The organism is Ruegeria sp. CDSC079 (assembly GCF_059610505.1).
In genome coordinates this window covers 310,771-327,562 of record NZ_JBXWNT010000004.1, presented here as the reverse complement: position 1 = coordinate 327,562, position 16,792 = coordinate 310,771, and the positions used below count along the sequence as shown (strand labels likewise).

The following is a 16,792-nucleotide window of genomic DNA, read 5'->3' as shown; positions in this document are numbered from 1 at the left end:
TGTCAGCCCAAAGGCTGGGCCTTTTCGACGATCCGCGCAAAGAAAGACGCCCCAACCGGCGCGATGTCGTCGTTGAAGTTGTATTTCGGATGATGCAATCCGGCCCCCTCGCCTTGCCCCAGAAACAGGTAAGCGCCGGGGCGCGACTGCAGCATGTATGAAAAATCCTCGGCCCCCATCATCGCGTCGACATTGGTCATCACGCGATCTGCACCGGCAACATCACGCGCGATTTCTGCGGCAAAACCAGTCTTGTCGGCGTCATTGATTGTTGCAGGATAGTTGACCTCATAGTCCAGCCGCGCTTCGACACCATAGGATTGGGCTTGTCCTTGTACGATCTGTTCCATCCGCTCCATCACCATTTTCTGCACAGTCGGATCAAAAGTGCGCACAGTGCCGTTGATAAAGGCGGTATCGGGGATCACGTTGTTCACGGTGCCGGTATGGATTTGCGTGACCGAGATCACCAGACTGTCCAAAGCGTAGTTGTTACGACTGACGATGGTCTGAATCGCCTGGGCGATACCGCAGGCCGCCATCACCGGATCCCGGGTTTCATGCGGCATGGCACCATGGCCACCAAGGCCCTGAATGTGAACTTCGAACGTATCAACAGCAGCCATGATCGGCCCGGGGGTTGTCTGAAAGGATCCTTCGGGAATTCCAGGCGCATTGTGCAATGCATAGATTTGGGAAATGTCGAACCGGTCCATAATCCCCTCTTCGACCATGACGCCCGCGCCACCACCCTCTTCTTCGGCCGGTTGAAAGATCAGCGCCACGCGTCCACGGAAATTTCGGGTTTCCGCCAGATAGCGCGCTGCGCCCAACAGCATCGTGGTGTGCCCGTCATGACCGCAGGCATGCATGTTTCCGGGCTTGGTTGATTGGTACGCGACCCCTGTTTCCTCGGGGATAGGCAAAGCGTCCATATCAGCGCGCAGACCAATCGTCGGTCCTTCGCCCTGCCCGTTGATGATCGCAACGATCCCTGTGGTGGCGATGCCCTCGTGCAGCTCGTCGACACCGAACTCTCGCAGCCGGTCGGCAACAAAGGCCGCGGTTTCGTGGCATTCGAATGCAAGCTCGGGGATCGTATGCAGATGCTGGCGCCATGCGGCCATATCGGCAGAGAAATCGGCAATTCGGTTGACGACGGGCATCTGGGGTGGACTCCTGATCGTGACTGCGGAATGGATGCATCTGACACCGGAACGAAAGGGTTCGCAATGGCCGAAAATCCTCTGATCCATGACAGCGATGCTGGCATCGAACGCTTGTTAGAGATCATGCGCCGACTGCGCGACCCTCAAACCGGCTGCCCATGGGATATCGAGCAGGATTTCGGCACGGTCGCTCCTTATACGATCGAAGAGGCTTATGAGGTCGCTGATGCCATCGAACGTGAGGCTTATGATGAGCTGAAGGGCGAACTTGGGGATCTGCTGTTCCAGTCTGTCTTTCATGCACAAATGGCCGAAGAAGCCGGGCATTTCACCTTTCAGGACGTGGTGCGCACCATGTCGGACAAGATGGTCGCCCGGCACCCGCATGTCTTTGGCGACGAATCCCGCGACAAATCGGCAGAGCAGCAAACACTGGACTGGGAAGCCATCAAAGCAGCCGAACGTGCTGGTAAAGAACAACAAGGCGCGTTGGACGGTGTCGCCGCCAACCTGCCCGCCCTGCTGCGTGCTCTCAAATTGCAGAAACGTGCCGCCCGTGTTGGATTCGACTGGCCCGATGCCAGCCATGTGCTGGCCAAGATTACCGAAGAGGCTGCCGAGCTGGAAGAGGCACGCGACCGCATGGATGTGGATGCGTTAGAGGATGAGTTCGGCGATCTGCTATTCGTTATGGTCAATCTGGGCCGCCATCTTGGGGTCGAGCCCGAGACCGCCCTGCGTCGGACCAACGCCAAGTTCACCCGCCGGTTCGAACAGGTCGAGTCGCGCCTGGCTGCACGGGGGAAAACCCCAACGGAAAGCACGCTGGAAGAGATGGACGCGCTTTGGGACGAGGTGAAGATCGAGGAACATCGGGCCAATGGCAAACTCCCGCCGGCAAAGGCCAAGGCCGGAACGTAAAACCGCTAGACAAGCTCTCGGACACTTGCGAGTGTCCCACCTTCACGACCTCCGGAGACGATCATGCCCGCTCGCAAAATCATTATAGACACCGATCCGGGACAGGACGATGCCGTCGCCATTCTGCTGGCGCTTGCCAGCCCCGACGAAATTGAGGTTTTGGGCATTACCGCAGTCGCTGGCAACGTACCCTTAGAGCTAACCGCAAAAAACGCGCGTATTGTCTGTGAACTGGCTGGCCATACCCAGACCCCCGTCTATGCCGGATGCGACCGCCCGTTAGAGCGCCCCCTGATCACAGCAGAGCATGTGCATGGCAAAACTGGCTTGGATGGGCCGGTTCTGCCGGATCCGCAGATGCCGCTGTCCGAAGGACATGCCGTCGATTTCATCATCGACACGTTGCGCGCGCATGAACCAGGCTCCGTTACGCTCTGCCCCCTTGGGCCATTGACCAACATCGCCACAGCGTTCCGCAAAGCGCCTGACATCGTGGACCGAGTTCAAGAGATCGTTTTGATGGGAGGGGCATATTTCGAAGTTGGAAACATCACCCCAACCGCCGAATTTAACATTTACGTCGATCCAGAAGCCGCTGATATTGTGTTCAAATCTGGACGTCCCATTGTGGTGATGTCGCTTGATGTCACGCATAAAGCTCTGGTGACCAAGACGCGCAACGATGCCTTCCGTAGAATTGGAAACAAGGCCGGTGTCGCGGTGGCCGAGATGACCGATTTCTTTGAAAGGTTCGACAAGAACAAATACGGCTCGAAAGGTGCTCCGCTACACGACCCTTGCGTGACAGCCTATCTTATCAAGCCCGAACTGTTTACCGGGCGGCTGGTGAATGTCGAGGTCGAGACCCAATCAAAGCTGACCTTGGGCATGACAGTTGCCGATTGGTGGGGTGTTACCGACAGAAAACCCAACGCCCTGTTCATCGGAGAAATTGACGCTGGCGGGTTTTTTGATCTGCTCACGGATCGGCTGGCCCGACTATGAGCGCCGCACTTCGCCTTGCCCGCCCCGAGGATCTGGAACGTCTGGTTGGTCTGGTCGCCGCCTTTCACGCCGAAGAAGGCATTACCCAGGATGCCGATCAGACGCGCAATGCGCTTGCCCCTCTTCTCGAGGGAATACCTTTTGGGTGCATCTACCTGATTGGCCCCGGTCGCGCACCCTTGGGCTATGTCATCCTGACCTTTGGGTGGTCGGTTGAATTCGGCGGCATGGATGGATTCGTGGATGAGATCTATATTCGTCCCGCCGTGCGAGGGCGCGGAATTGCCTCTGAAGTCTTGCTGGATTTGCCCAAGGCGTTGGCAAACGCGGGGCTCACAGCTTTGCATCTTGAAGTCGATCGTACAAACGAGACTGCGCAGAAACTGTATCTACGTACAGGTTTCAAGCCTCGTGACCGCTATATGCTGATGAGCAAAACCCTTTGATCCATTTCTGTTTGGCTGAACAACAAGGCCACCCGCGAAAGATTGACAGACCCTACCGGGCCTCACCGCGACGGATGTAAACCGGAGCTTCGAGGTTTGCCACCGGATCGTCAGGGGACACTGCCGTACCGGTGATCGGATATGTTCCAGGCTCTGAGCAAGCAACCAGAAATACAGTGCTGAGTGCAGACGCTACCAGAAGAAGTTTCGAACCATTCATAGTGTTCCCCTTATCTGTTATTTCAATATGATACGAATGCGCACTACAGAACAAAAAGGAAAAAGTTCACACATCAGGGCCGCCAGCGCAGGACCCCTATATAAGCCATTAATATATCTAGATAATACTATTCATAACCTCCCAAGTTTCTTCTGACCCAATCATGCTAAAGTGCCGATTTGAGATTTAGACATGGGCAAAACCTGCAATCCAACACAATAAAGCCCGGCCCATTTCCACAGGCCAGGCAATCAAAATTCAGGCTTACAGGTTTCAGCGCTTGAGGATTGAGGCCCCTGCGTATTCGGCAATCTCACCCAAAGATTCTTCGATACGGATCAGTTGATTATACTTGGCTAACCGATCTGACCGCGCCAGTGATCCGGTTTTGATCTGACCGCAATTCGTGGCCACTGCCAGATCGGCAATCGTGGCATCTTCGGTCTCGCCCGAGCGGTGCGACATCACATTCGTATAGCGTGCGCGATGGGCCATATCGACGGCGCGCAGCGTCTCGGTCAGCGTTCCGATCTGGTTCACCTTGACCAGCATCGAGTTGGCACAACCGCGTTCAATCCCTTCCGCCAGTCGCGTGGGGTTGGTGACGAACAGATCGTCGCCCACCAGTTGCACCTTGTCGCCGATGGCGTCGGTCAGGGCCTTCCAGCCATTCCAATCATCCTCGGACATACCGTCTTCGATTGAGATGATCGGATAGTCGTTGACCAGCGCCGCCAGATAGTCGGCATTTTCTTCCGAGGTCAGGCTCTTGCCCTCACCGGACAGGATGTATTTGCCGTCTTTGTAATACTCGGTCGCGGCGCAATCCAAAGCCAGATGGATTTCCTCACCCGGCTTGTAGCCCGCCTTTTCGATGGATTTCAGAATGAAATCCAGTGCCTCGCGCGTGCTGGCGATGTTGGGGGCAAAGCCGCCCTCGTCGCCGACACCTGTGGCAAGACCTGCCGACGACAGCTCTTTCTTCAGAGTATGGAACACCTCGGACCCCATGCGCACCGCGTCGCGGATATTCGCGGCCGAGGTCGGCATGATCATAAATTCCTGAATGTCGATCGGGTTGTCGGCATGTTCGCCACCGTTGATGATATTCATCATCGGCACGGGCAGGATACGGGCCGAGGTGCCGCCGACATAACGAAACAGCGGCTGTGTGGTGAAATCCGCTGCCGCCTTGGCCGTTGCCAGCGAAACGCCCAGGATGGCGTTTGCGCCCAGACGGCCTTTGTTCTCGGTGCCGTCCAGTTCGATCATAGTCTGGTCGATCGCCACCTGCTCGGTCGCGTCGAACCCAACCAGTTCTTCGGCGATCTCACCATTTACGGCGGCAACCGCTTCGAGCACGCCCTTGCCCATATAGCGCGATTTGTCACCATCACGCTTTTCGACCGCCTCATAGGCGCCGGTCGAGGCACCCGACGGGACGGCGGCACGGCCCATGGTGCCGTCTTCCAGGATCACGTCCACTTCGACGGTCGGGTTGCCCCGGCTGTCCAGAATTTCGCGTGCATGGATGTCGATGATGGTGCTCATGAGGCCCGTCCCTGTGGCTGCAATCAGTTGCCAGCCTCATATCAGTATAGGGCAAAAAGTAAACCACTCATGTTATCGCTAACACAGGTCTGAGAGCCTGTTTGCGCAAACCTGCGACGATCCGTCAGGCCGCGACAGCCAGTGACCGCGCCAGACGCCGTTCGCGCAGGAAGGTATAGAGCCCCGACCCCAGGATCAGCGAGGCACCGGCAACCGTCATCATATCCGGGCGTTCCCCGAACATCAGCATTCCGGCCGCGATAGAAAACACCAGCCGGGTGTATCGGAACGGGGTCAGGGCCGAGGCATCGCCAATCCGCATTGCACTGACAATCCCGTAGTACCCCAGAACACCAAATCCAATCGCGCCCAGGAACGGCCCGAATTGCGCTTGGTTCAGTGCAACGACCGGCTGGCCGGCCATTGAGATCAGCACTAGACCGGCAATGGTAACCGCCCCATAGGCCTGCATCGCAACTACTGCCGAGGCCACACGCACATCCAGCCTGCGTGTGATCAGATCGCGGGCGGCTATAGCCACAACGCTGGCCACGACAAAAAGGGTTTCTGGCTGGAACCCGTCCAGCCCCGGTCGGATGATCAGGAGAACACCGATGAAACCGACGCCGATTGCGCTCCATCGCCGCCATCCAACCTGCTCGCCCAGGAACAACGCCGCCCCCATTGTAACGACCAAAGGCATTGCCTGAAACACCGCGGCAACCGTTGACAAATCGACCAGAGACAGCGCGGTCACAAAAGCCACGGCCCCGAACCCCTCGCAGAGCGCGCGTATCAGGGGCAAAGTCTGCCACGCGGCAGCATCAAAGATGCGTTTGCGGGTGAACACCGCCATACCAACAAAGACCAGACCACAGGAAAGGCCCAAAAGAACCATGATCTGTCCTGTTGGCACTGTGACCGACAGGTGTTTGATGAACATATCTTCAAGTGCAAATGCCGCCATTGCGCCGACGACCAGCAAAATGCCGTTCACGTTGTTCATAGTTTTGTCCGTAGAATATTGCGGCGCGTTCAACCGACCCTATCCAAGCAAAAGCCGATGCCGGGCGGTCAGGCAAGCAATATCCGCCTGGGAATCATGAATTCCCGTGCGCAGGCCGTTCGTTTTTTGTGATGGATCAGTCGTGGTCCAGCGGAACGCCATACAGTTCCAGCCGGTGCCCTTTCAGCTTGTAGCCCAGCTTAGCTGCAATCTTTTCCTGTAGCGCTTCGATCTCAGGGTCTACAAATTCGATGACTTCACCTGACTGCATGTCGATCAAGTGATCATGATGGTCCCGTTCGGCATCCTCGTACCGCGCGCGACCATCACCGAATTCCAGACGCTCCAAAATCCCGGCCTCTTCGAACAGTTTGACGGTCCGATAGACGGTGGCGATGGAAATACCAGAATCAACTTGCGAGGCGCGCGAATAGAGCTCTTCGACATCGGGATGATCATCGCTTTGTTGCAGCACCTGTGCAATCGTGCGGCGCTGTCCTGTCATACGCAGGCCTTTGGCTTCGCAACGGGCGATGATCGTGTCGGACATAGGAACCCTCGGCATATATTCGGTTCTCTGTATTAAACCGTATGCGTGATCGGCGCTACAGGGGATTTACCGGCTAAGCTACAAGCCGTAGATCGGCCCAGATTGGCAAGTGATCCGAGGCGATATGCGCTGGTCGCACCGAATGCACGCCATGCAAAACAGCCTCAAGCCCCGCGCCGAGCGCGATCCGATCCAGCGCGCCCAAGGGCTGCGCCGCAGGAAAACTGGGGAACGGCGGCAGAAAGCGCATGTCCGGGGCCAGGTGATCCAGAACCGGCTGTCGGGACCATTCATTGAAATCCCCCGCCCAGACAGTTGGCAAATCCTCTAGATTCGCATCGCACCGTCTGAGGTGGGTGATTTGCTGACGGCGTGAGGCGGGCAAGAGCCCCAGATGCATGCCCATCACCCGAAGCGGACCGATTGGTGTGTCAAACTCGACCCTGACAGCCCCACGCGGTTCCAGCCCCGGTAATTCGTGATGCCCGGTCTGCCGGACACGGATCGCATCACCCCGCCAGATCACTGCATTCCCATGCCACCCCAAGCTGCCAGCCCCACCCAAATCGACGATCTGCCATCCCGCTTCGTCAAGCATGAAATGCGGCAGGGCCGCAGGGCGCGGAGGCAATCGTTTGTCGGCCTCTTGCAAGACGACAATATCGGCCTGCAGGCTTTCGATGACCTGAAGAATCCTCTGGGGCTGTCGACGTAGATCCAGTCCGACACATTTCTGAATATTATAGCTGGCGATGCGCAGGATTGCGGTCTGAGACATGGGTTCCTGAAAGTCCGTTTGAGATCGCAGGATTGCGCTGCTCATCGTTGATTGCAAGCCGGCTTAACCAAAGCAAGCGCATGGCGAAACACCGACGTAGCTGACTGCGAAAACAGGTGTGAGGAACTCATGTACCGCAGAAGGTCGCCTGAACAACCTCATCCTGTGCCGGTGGCCGTGTCAGATCCAAAGCGCCGGGTTGATCCTCATAGGGCCGGGACAGCACATTGTTCAGCCGGTGGAATGGGTCAAAATCCCCCTGCACCGCCGCCTGGATCATCTGTTCGACCCGGTGGTTGCGCGGGATAAAGGCCGGATTGGCCTTGTTAATCACCTCAGCAGGGTTTTTTTCACGAGACAGCCGCGACCGCCAACCGTCTGCCCATTGATCAAAGGCCTGCGGATCGGTGAATTGATCCCGCGCCTGATCGCCGCCCAGCGCCCGGAAGGTATTGGTGAAATCCGCCTGGTTCTGCGCCATGCAATTCAGCAAGTCCGAGATCATCTCAAGATCGCCGTCTTCCTGCGTCACAAGACCGATCTTGGCCCGGAACTTTGTAAGCCAGTGCTGCTGTATCAGGTCGGGCATCGCATGGACGATCTCGGTAGCCTCAGCAACGGCGGCCTCTTTATCCTCGAACTGCTGGATCAGCGCGGTCGCCAGCTGCGCTGCATTCCAAACGGCGATTTCGGGCTGGTTGGAATAGGCATAGCGACCCATGCGGTCGATCGAGCTGTAGACGGTATTGGGATGATAGTTATCCATGAAGGCGCAAGGGCCGTAATCAATGGTTTCGCCTGAGATCGAGCAGTTGTCAGTATTCATCACCCCATGGATGAATCCCACACTCATCCATGCGGCAATCAACTGCGATTGTGCGTCGACAACAGCGCGCAAAAGACCCATCGGGCCGTCGGCCTGCGGGTAATGGCGCTGAATGGCATAATCTGTCAGCTGACGCAGGCTGTCCAACTGCCCACGCGCGGCAAAGACCTGAAAGCTACCTACGCGCAGGTGGCTTTGCGCGACACGGGTCAGGATCGCACCAGGCATTGGACCTTCTCGAAAAATGGCCTCGCCAGTCTCAACGGCGGCCAGCGCCCTTGTAGTCGGGATGCCCAGCGCGTGCATCGCCTCGGACACCACATACTCGCGCAGCACCGGACCCAGCCATGCACGTCCGTCACCCTGTCGGGAAAACGGCGTCGGGCCTGATCCCTTCAACTGGATATCCCGTCGAACGCCATCCGTCCCAACTGTCTCGCCCAGCAAAACCGCGCGCCCGTCCCCAAGCTGGGGGTTATAATTTCCGAACTGATGCCCTGAATAGAGCTGTGCAATCGGTTCTGCTCCCTCTGGCAGGGCGTTGCCGGAAAAGGCCTCGGCCATTTCATGCACCTCGCCGGGCGTGATTCTCAGAATCTGCGCAAGATCGGAGTTGAAAGCAATCAAGCGAGGCGCACGAACCGGCACCGGCGCTTGCCGCGCATAAAAGCTGTTTGGCAAACGGGCGTAACTGTTGTCGAAGGGGATCATCAGAGTCATGTTCCAAACATATTCCTGATCGGGACGAATACCATAGCGGATCGTCCAATCCCGTGCATAATCGCCCTGAAACGACCGAGGCCCCATGACCGCACAAGAGATCATTCAACATCTGAATCTGCAACGCCACCCCGAAGGCGGCTGGTTCCGTGAAACCTGGCGCGCTGATAACCACGGCCGCGCCACCGGGACCTGTATCTATTTTCTGCTGGCCCAGGGCGAGGCCAGCCATTGGCACCGCGTCGATGCGACCGAGATCTGGCTGTATCACGCGGGGGCGCCCTTGGTGCTGTCGCTCAGCGCAACCGAAACTGGCCCGGCGACCGACCACATGCTGACCCCGGACCTGTCGCAAGGCGCACCACAACTGATCGTGCCCAAGGATCACTGGCAGGCCGCGCGCAGCACGGGGGCCTACACGCTGGTCTCTTGCATCGTGTCCCCGGGGTTTGAGTTTGACGGGTTCGAGCTCGCCGCTCCAGGGTTCGACATCCTCCGAGGCTGACCGATGGATCACCGCGCCCTCATCGCATCACTCCCAGCCGAGGCCAAAGACCGGCTGCAGATGCGGTCTGACGCGGCGGGTCTGAGGCACTTGGTGCTGTATCTATTGGTGTTATTCACAACCAGCACAGGCATCGCCGTGCAAATCCCGCTCTGGCCGCTGCTGATCCTGGCGCAAGGCGTGTTGCTGGTGTTTCTGTTCACCCTCAGCCATGAATGCACCCACAAAACGCCGTTTAGGACCGGCTGGATGAATGACGCGGTTGGGCATCTTGTCTCAATCCCAATCGCCCTGCCCTTTACCTGGTTTCGATACTATCACCTTGCACATCACAAATGGACCAACCACCCGGACAAAGATCCAGAGCTGGGTGGCAAACCGCGACCCGACAGCTGGCCCAGCCTGATGATCTATCTGAGTGGTTGGCCTTACTGGTCTGGGATGACGAGCGTTCTGATCAGTAACGCAATGGGCCGGATCGAGGCGCCCTATTTGCCGCATCGCCAACATAAGGCCATGCGGATTGAGGCCCGTGTCCTGCTGGCCATTTACGCGCTTGCAGGGGCAAGCCTGCTGGTGTCTCCTTTGGTGGTCAGCTTATGGCTGTTGCCGGTCTTGGTGGCACAGCCCGTTCTTCGGCTGTACCTGCTTGCGGAACACGGCCTCTGCCCGCCGGTGGCGAATATGCTTGAAAACTCGCGCACTACGTTCACCAACCGATTGGTCCGATTTCTGGCCTGGAACATGCCCTATCACGCAGAACACCACGCCTTTCCAAACGTGCCGTTTCACCAGCTGCCAACGCTGCATGACTGGACCAAAGCACATCTGAAATCGACTTCTGAGGGGTATTCAGAATTTACGTCAGACTACGTTCGCTCGATGGAACGCTGACCATCCCGCCCCCGACCAGCGCCTTGACCCCTGTGGTGCCGGGGCAAGAGGTCGGCAGCCCGCGCGCGACACGGACAGCAAGATAGGCAAAGGCCTGTGCTTCCAGCATATCTCCATCCAGACCAACCGCTTCGACCGGCTCCACCGGACAATCCAGCGAAACGCGCAGCATCTCCATCAGGACCGGGTTATGCCGTCCCCCTCCTGTCACCAACACACGCGACGGCGGTTCCGGGCAATGCTCGATCCCTTGCGCAACTCCGGCGGCGCACATGCCGGTAAGCGTGGCAACCGCATCAGCGTCAGAGAGTTCCTGCACCAGGCGGATCATCTCGGCAAAGTCGTTCCGGTCCAGTGATTTTGGCGGCATCCTGTTAAAGAAGGGCTCTGCCAGAAACAACTCAAGCGCCCCGGCCTCGACCCTGCCGCCGCGCGCAATCGCGCCGTCGCGATCCATGGGCAGACCCAGACGTTCCTGCATCAGATCATCAACCGGTGCGTTGGCCGGACCGGTGTCAAAAGCCAACAGCGCACCTGGTATCTCAGGGCCATCAAACCTGGGATCTGCATAGGTCAGGTTCCCGACCCCGCCCAGGTTCAGAAAACAAAGCGGTTGGTTGGCCTCAATCCACTTGGCACAGGCAAAGTGGTAAAAGGGCGCAAGCGGAGCGCCCTCGCCCCCCATCGCCACATCATCGCTGCGGAAATCCCAAACGACGGGGACACCCAAGGCCTGCGTCAGGCCATCGCCGTCACCCACCTGCAACGTACCGCGCCCGCTTGGTTCATGCGCTAGGGTCTGACCGTGAAATCCGATCAGGTCAATCTCATCGAAGTCGGCCAGTATTTCGGCATGGGCAAGCGTGACCAATTCCGCCGCGGTATCCACATCATGGCCATGCCACTGCCCCAATGCAGCACGAAGCGTTTTCCGCTCTGCATCTGAATAGGCGCGGTATCCGGTGGGCCCAAAGCCAAGAATTCTGTAACCGTCCGTTTTGATCACCGCCGCGTCCACGCCATCCAGCGAGGTCCCCGACATTGCACCCAATGCAGTCAATACGCCTGATTTGCTAATTGCCCGACCCACGCCAGCCCTCTTTCGCCTGTTCGCGCCCGTTCTGTCGTCGCGTTGCCCACAACCTGCACGTTAACGCAAACCCAAGGCAAGCCAGATCACATAAGCCGCGTGTTTTTCTTGGATAAGGTGCCTTTTCCTTGTCATCCCCACCGCCTATACACTGCCCCGCAACATTAACCCAAAGGGCACGATATGACCTACCACCCCAAATCGGATTTCATCGCCACGATGATCGAGCGCGGCTTTCTGGCTGACTGCACCGATTATCAGGGCCTTGACGAGGCGCTGATCAGCGGGTGTCAGTCGGCGTATATCGGGTTTGATGCAACGGCAAAGTCCCTGCATGTGGGCAGCCTGATCCAGATCATGATGCTTCGCTGGTTCCAGAAAACAGGTCATAAGCCGATCACCCTGATGGGCGGCGGCACCACGAAGGTGGGCGATCCGTCCTTCCGGTCAGATGAGCGCCCCCTGCTGGGCCCGGACCAGATCAACGCCAATATCGCAGGCATCAGAAAGGTGTTTGCCGCCTATATCGACTATGATAGCGGCGCAGAAAACGCAGCACTGATGCTGAACAACGAAGAGTGGCTGGACGACCTAAATTACCTCGACTTCCTGCGCGATATCGGGCGGCATTTCTCGGTCAACCGGATGTTGGCCTTTGAATCGGTGAAATCCCGGCTGGACCGCGAGCAATCGCTGTCCTTCCTCGAATTCAACTACATGATCCTGCAGGCCTATGACTTCCTTGAACTGAACCGTCGCTATGGCTGTGTCCTACAGCTTGGCGGTAGCGATCAGTGGGGCAATATCGTCAACGGTATCGACCTGACCCGTCGCGTGTTGGATAACGAGATTTATGGCCTGACCTCACCCTTGCTGACCACCAGCGATGGCAAGAAGATGGGCAAATCGCAAGACGGTGCAGTCTGGCTGAATGCCGAGATGCGCTCACCCTATGAGTTCTGGCAGTTCTGGCGCAACACCACCGACGCGGATGTTGGGCGGTTCCTTAAGCTGTACACCGAACTGCCTGTGGATGAGTGTGACCGCCTTGGCGCATTGCAGGGGTCCGAGATCAACGAGGCCAAGATCCGCCTGGCAAACGAGGTCACCTCCTTGCTGCACGGGACCGAGGCTGCGGCAAATGCCGAGGCCACCGCTCGCGAAGTGTTCGAAAAAGGTGGCGTCGGGGACGATCTGCCGACCCTAACGGTCGGCGAAGCAGACTTGCCGATATCCATCGTGCAACTGATCGTACAGTCTGGCCTGGCGAAATCTGGCAAAGAGGCCAAGCGCCTGATTGCAGAAAACGGCGCCAAACTGGACGACGCTTCATTAACAGACGCGGGTCTGATGATCGACGCAGGCGCCTTGTCCTCGCCCATCAAACTGAGTGCGGGCAAGAAGAGGCACGCGCTGGTTCAGTTGGGATAACTAAGACCTCTCAAAGAAAAACGGCCACCTAATTGGGTGGCCGTTTCGGTTTCGGCATGAGCATATCCGTCACTTGTAGGCTTATCGCTTGCCCCCTTTGCCTCCGCCGTTTCCATGGCCGCCGCCGCCATTGCCGTGGCCTCCGCCGTGGCCGTTGTTACCTCCACCGTTTCCGGTGCCGGGGCCAGAGCCGCCATTATTGCCCCCGCCATTGCCGGGGTTCCCAGCGTTTCCATTGCCATTTCCGGGGCCGTTACAGCCTTTACCCGGACCATTACCCCCTTTGCCGGGACCATTGCCATTTCCGGGTTTGCCGGGGCCATCGCCACCACCATTGCCGGGATCATCACCTGGGTTGTCGTCACCGGGATCATCCCCACCACCGTTACCCGGATCATCGCCCGGGTTATCGCCACCCGGATCATCGCCGCCGCCGTTGCCGGGACCGTTACCGCCCGACCCGCCGGACCCTGTTCCACCGCCGCCAACCGGCGTGACCGGACTGCTTGGGTCCGAACTGCGGTCTTCGCCCGCATTTGCCGCGCTTACGATTGATGCTGTCGGAAAGTCGGTCAACAAGGCGGCCAACCCCGGGCATTGCGCGGATGTGTTTCGCAATGTGGTTTCGAAATCCGCTCGTTTCTGCAAGCGCTCCAGAAAGCTGGGGGTTACCTGCGTGCACTCACACATGGTCGCATAATCGCCGCTGTTTGCAGCATCCCGCGCCGTTTTCCAGTTGCAGACCTCTGGTGCAGCGGCCGCACTTCCAGCCGCCATAATCCCCAGAAACGGAGCGGCAACCAAAGCGGAAAGCCCTGATTTGGTTCCAATTCGCATAGTTTGTCCTCCTCAAATGCGCCACCCAGACGCTCAATTGCGTTCAGTGTCGATTTGAGATTTCAACATTAAGAACGCCTGAAGCTGACCTGAGAAAGCCTTGAGGAAAGGCCGCCTGCCCGACGCCCCCCTATGGACACTGTCCCTTGGCTGATATTAAATGAACGTATGTTCATATCTTTTGGAAGGAGATCCAGATGCACCTGTCGACCACCACAGCCATTGTCACCGGAGGCGCCTCGGGGCTGGGTGAGGCAACGGCCCGCTTTTTTGCAGAAAACAATGCACAGGTAACCATTCTGGACCGGGATGCGGACCGAGGCAGCCAGGTCGCAACAGAAATTGGCGGGCATTTCGCCCAGACGGATGTGACCGATGAAACATCCGTGGCCGCAGCCATCGCCCATGCCCGCGAGAAGATGGGAGCGATCAACGCGGCAGTGAATTGCGCCGGGATCGCGGTTGGCATGAAAACCGTAGGCAGGGATGGCCCGCACCCGCTTGATGCATTTCAGCGCACGATCGACATCAACCTTGTGGGTACATTCAACGTTTCACGCCTTGCAGCCGCGGAAATGGCAAAGAACGACCCAGAACCGGATGGCGCGCGCGGTGTCATCATCAATACAGCCTCAATCGCGGCCTTTGATGGGCAAAAGGGTCAGGCTGCCTATGCGGCTTCGAAAGGTGGTGTGGTAGGTATGACCCTGCCCATGGCACGGGATCTGGCCTCGTCCGGAATCCGCGTGATGACCATCGCACCCGGAATCTTTATGACTCCGATGCTGGCCGGTCTGCCCGAAGAGGTGCAGCAACAACTGGCCTCTGACGTTCCCAACCCTGTGCGCCTTGGCGCCCCCCGCGAATACGGACGACTGGCCGGGTTCATCGTCGAAATGGGTTATCTGAACGGCGAGGTCATCCGTATCGACGGCGCGCTGCGAATGCGCTGAGCGTGACTGATCACCTACCGATGAAAACGGCTCGCTCAAAGGAAATGTGGTCGGATAGCCGTCCACAGCGCGAAAGCTGATCTAGGCGCCCTCGGCCTTTTCCTCGAGGATCAGCCACTCTTCCTCGGCTGCGGCCAGCTTTTCCTGCCGCTCGACCAAAGCCTCGGTCGCCTTCTGAAATTTAACAGGTTCACGGCTGAAAAGCTCGGGATCGGACATCAGCTCTTCAAGCTTTCCGATTTCCGTCTCAAGCCGCTCAATCTCGGCAGGCAATTTCTCAAGACGGTGTTTCTCTGAAAATGATAGCCCCAGTTTCGGCTGCGCCTCTTGCTTTACCTTTGACTTGGAAGCTTTTGTTTTTACTTCTTTCTTATCAGACACCTCGCCGCGCTGAGCGAGATAGTCCGACCACCCCCCGGCATAGACGGTTGCACGGCCGTTACCCTCCATCGCGATGGTCGTTGCGGCCACACGGTCCAAGAAATCGCGGTCGTGGCTGACCAGCAAAACGGTACCGTCATAATCGTCCAGCAGTTCCTGCAACAGATCCAGTGTTTCCACATCCAGATCGTTGGTCGGTTCGTCCAATACCAGCAGGTTCGACTGTTTGGCCATCAGCTTTGCCAGCAGCAAACGGGCCTTTTCCCCACCGGACAGTGATTTAACGGCTGCTCTGGCCTGCCCCTCGTCAAAAAGAAACTCCTTGAGGTAGCCGACCACATGCTTGGGTTGGCCACCCACCATCACCTGATCCGCCTTGCCGGAAACACGCATCTCGGGGTCGCCGGTCAGGCTGTCCCAAAGGCTCATTTCGGGGTCCAGCTGTGCGCGGGCCTGGTCGAATACTGCAATCTCAAGATTGGTGCCCAGCGTGACCGAACCCTCATCCGGGTTCTCTTGTCCCAACAGCATTTTCAGCAATGTTGTCTTGCCGACGCCGTTTGGGCCAACAAAGGCCACGCGGTCGCCCCGCTGTACCAACAGGTCAAAGTTGCGAACGATCTGATGATCACCAAAAGACTTGGATAGGCCTTTGGCTTCAAACACTTTTCGCCCTGATTTTGGTCCAGCCTCAAGGGTCATCGCGGCCGAACCCTGACGTTTTATCTGTGCGGCTTTTTCAGATCGAAGGTCCTGCAAGGCGCGGACCCGACCCTGGTTGCGCTTGCGACGTGCGCTGATGCCCTCGACGGCCCATCGCGCCTCGGACTTGATCAGACGGTTAAGCTTATGACGTTGCTGGTCCTCTTCCTCCCAGATCTTGTCGCGCCAAGCCTCGAATGCCGTAAACCCCTGCTCCTGCCGTCGGACCGCCCCACGATCGATCCACAGCGTCGCGCGGGTCAAAGCGCGCAGAAAGGCACGGTCGTGTGAGATCAGCACATAGGCCGTCCGTGTCGATCCCAGCTCACGCTCGAGCCAGGCGATGGCTTCGATGTCAAGATGGTTGGTCGGCTCGTCCAGCAGCATCAAATCAGGGGCTTCGCCCATCAGCTTGGCCAGCGCGGCACGGCGGCGTTCACCGCCCGAGGCCGTCTCAACAGCGCGCGCTGGGTCGAATTTCAGCCCTTCGCCTGCGCGTTCGACTTTGTAAAGCTCACCCGGCTCTAACCCGCTGGAGGCATAGTCGCCGAGCGTAGCAAACCCTTCCATTCCGGGGTCTTGCTCCATGTAACCGACTGACTTACCCGGGGGAATTACAATCTCGCCCTTGTCCGGTTCTACCAAACCGGCCATCACTTTCATCAAGGTTGACTTGCCGGATCCGTTCCGCCCAACCAGAGCGACGCGGTCGCCTGGTTGAACCACCAGATCAAGGTTTGAAAAAACCGGATCGCCCCCGAAAGTCAGGGAAATGCCGGACATCTGCAATAAAGGAATTCTTGCCAT

17 protein-coding genes are annotated in these 16,792 nt (G+C 58.0%); 7 read left to right on the top strand and 10 right to left on the bottom strand.

Annotation, left to right across the window (positions count from 1 at the left end; genetic code table 11):
• Nucleotides 1-2: 2 nt before the first annotated feature.
• Complete coding sequence (locus AC2FIC_RS09720) at nt 3-1,166, bottom strand: M20 aminoacylase family protein (RefSeq protein ID WP_281971978.1); 1,164 nt, start codon at nt 1,164-1,166, stop codon at nt 3-5.
• A 66-nt stretch (nt 1,167-1,232) separates the two neighbouring features.
• Here AC2FIC_RS09720 and mazG point away from each other — a divergent pair, with 66 nt between their 5' ends.
• The 3 genes from mazG (at nt 1,233) to AC2FIC_RS09705 (ending at nt 3,541) form a co-directional block, all read left to right on the top strand.
• Nucleotides 1,233-2,090, top strand: a complete 858-nt coding sequence (mazG, locus tag AC2FIC_RS09715) for a nucleoside triphosphate pyrophosphohydrolase (RefSeq protein WP_496691342.1) — start codon at nt 1,233-1,235, stop codon at nt 2,088-2,090.
• A 63-nt stretch (nt 2,091-2,153) separates the two neighbouring features.
• The gene (locus AC2FIC_RS09710) at nt 2,154-3,095 is read left to right on the top strand and encodes a nucleoside hydrolase (protein WP_496691119.1); all 942 of its coding nucleotides are present in this window, start codon (nt 2,154-2,156) and stop codon (nt 3,093-3,095) included.
• Nucleotides 3,092-3,541: a GNAT family N-acetyltransferase gene (locus AC2FIC_RS09705; RefSeq protein WP_496691118.1), complete on the top strand. Its 450-nt coding sequence runs from the start codon at nt 3,092-3,094 to the stop codon at nt 3,539-3,541. Before AC2FIC_RS09710 ends, AC2FIC_RS09705 begins: the two co-directional genes overlap by 4 nt.
• A 52-nt stretch (nt 3,542-3,593) precedes the next feature.
• Here AC2FIC_RS09705 and AC2FIC_RS09700 read toward each other — a convergent pair whose 3' ends face one another.
• The 6 genes from AC2FIC_RS09700 to AC2FIC_RS09675 all read right to left on the bottom strand — a co-directional run bounded on the left by AC2FIC_RS09700 (nt 3,594) and on the right by AC2FIC_RS09675 (nt 9,192).
• A complete protein-coding gene (locus tag AC2FIC_RS09700; protein WP_185956604.1) occupies nt 3,594-3,761 on the bottom strand; it encodes a hypothetical protein in 168 nt (55 codons plus the stop codon).
• Between the two features lie 273 nt (nt 3,762-4,034).
• Nucleotides 4,035-5,312: a phosphopyruvate hydratase gene (gene eno / locus AC2FIC_RS09695; RefSeq protein ID WP_496691117.1), complete on the bottom strand. Its 1,278-nt coding sequence runs from the start codon at nt 5,310-5,312 to the stop codon at nt 4,035-4,037.
• Between the two features lie 124 nt (nt 5,313-5,436).
• The gene (locus AC2FIC_RS09690; RefSeq protein ID WP_496691116.1) at nt 5,437-6,318 is read right to left on the bottom strand and encodes a DMT family transporter; all 882 of its coding nucleotides are present in this window, start codon (nt 6,316-6,318) and stop codon (nt 5,437-5,439) included.
• Between the two features lie 136 nt (nt 6,319-6,454).
• The gene (locus AC2FIC_RS09685; RefSeq protein WP_142633379.1) at nt 6,455-6,868 is read right to left on the bottom strand and encodes a Fur family transcriptional regulator; all 414 of its coding nucleotides are present in this window, start codon (nt 6,866-6,868) and stop codon (nt 6,455-6,457) included.
• Between the two features lie 73 nt (nt 6,869-6,941).
• On the bottom strand, nt 6,942-7,646 hold the full coding sequence (locus AC2FIC_RS09680; RefSeq protein WP_496691341.1) for an endonuclease/exonuclease/phosphatase family protein: 705 nt from the start codon (nt 7,644-7,646) through the stop codon (nt 6,942-6,944).
• A 127-nt stretch (nt 7,647-7,773) separates the two neighbouring features.
• A complete protein-coding gene (locus AC2FIC_RS09675; protein ID WP_496691340.1) occupies nt 7,774-9,192 on the bottom strand; it encodes a protein adenylyltransferase SelO in 1,419 nt (472 codons plus the stop codon).
• An 85-nt stretch (nt 9,193-9,277) separates the two neighbouring features.
• Here AC2FIC_RS09675 and AC2FIC_RS09670 point away from each other — a divergent pair, with 85 nt between their 5' ends.
• Nucleotides 9,278-9,697: a cupin domain-containing protein gene (locus tag AC2FIC_RS09670; RefSeq protein ID WP_496691115.1), complete on the top strand. Its 420-nt coding sequence runs from the start codon at nt 9,278-9,280 to the stop codon at nt 9,695-9,697.
• Between the two features lie 3 nt (nt 9,698-9,700).
• A complete protein-coding gene (locus AC2FIC_RS09665) occupies nt 9,701-10,591 on the top strand; it encodes a fatty acid desaturase (protein WP_496691114.1) in 891 nt (296 codons plus the stop codon).
• Here the strand turns inward: AC2FIC_RS09665 and AC2FIC_RS09660 are convergent.
• A complete protein-coding gene (locus AC2FIC_RS09660) occupies nt 10,557-11,633 on the bottom strand; it encodes an anhydro-N-acetylmuramic acid kinase (RefSeq protein WP_496691113.1) in 1,077 nt (358 codons plus the stop codon). The two genes, AC2FIC_RS09665 and AC2FIC_RS09660, sit on opposite strands and share 35 nt — an antisense overlap.
• A gap of 231 nt (nt 11,634-11,864) precedes the next feature.
• Here AC2FIC_RS09660 and tyrS point away from each other — a divergent pair, with 231 nt between their 5' ends.
• Nucleotides 11,865-13,112, top strand: coding sequence for a tyrosine--tRNA ligase (gene tyrS, locus AC2FIC_RS09655; protein ID WP_281971972.1), 1,248 nt, complete (start codon nt 11,865-11,867; stop codon nt 13,110-13,112).
• 81 nt (nt 13,113-13,193) lie between these two features.
• Here tyrS and AC2FIC_RS09650 read toward each other — a convergent pair whose 3' ends face one another.
• Entirely contained in the window at nt 13,194-13,949 is a 756-nt protein-coding gene (locus AC2FIC_RS09650; protein WP_496691112.1) for a hypothetical protein, read from the bottom strand.
• Nucleotides 13,950-14,146: 197 nt separating this feature from the next.
• Between AC2FIC_RS09650 and AC2FIC_RS09645 the strand changes: the two genes are divergently transcribed.
• The gene (locus AC2FIC_RS09645; protein ID WP_496691111.1) at nt 14,147-14,902 is read left to right on the top strand and encodes a 3-hydroxyacyl-CoA dehydrogenase; all 756 of its coding nucleotides are present in this window, start codon (nt 14,147-14,149) and stop codon (nt 14,900-14,902) included.
• Nucleotides 14,903-14,983: 81 nt separating this feature from the next.
• Here AC2FIC_RS09645 and AC2FIC_RS09640 read toward each other — a convergent pair whose 3' ends face one another.
• Nucleotides 14,984-16,792, bottom strand: coding sequence for an ABC-F family ATP-binding cassette domain-containing protein (locus AC2FIC_RS09640; protein ID WP_496691110.1), 1,809 nt, complete (start codon nt 16,790-16,792; stop codon nt 14,984-14,986).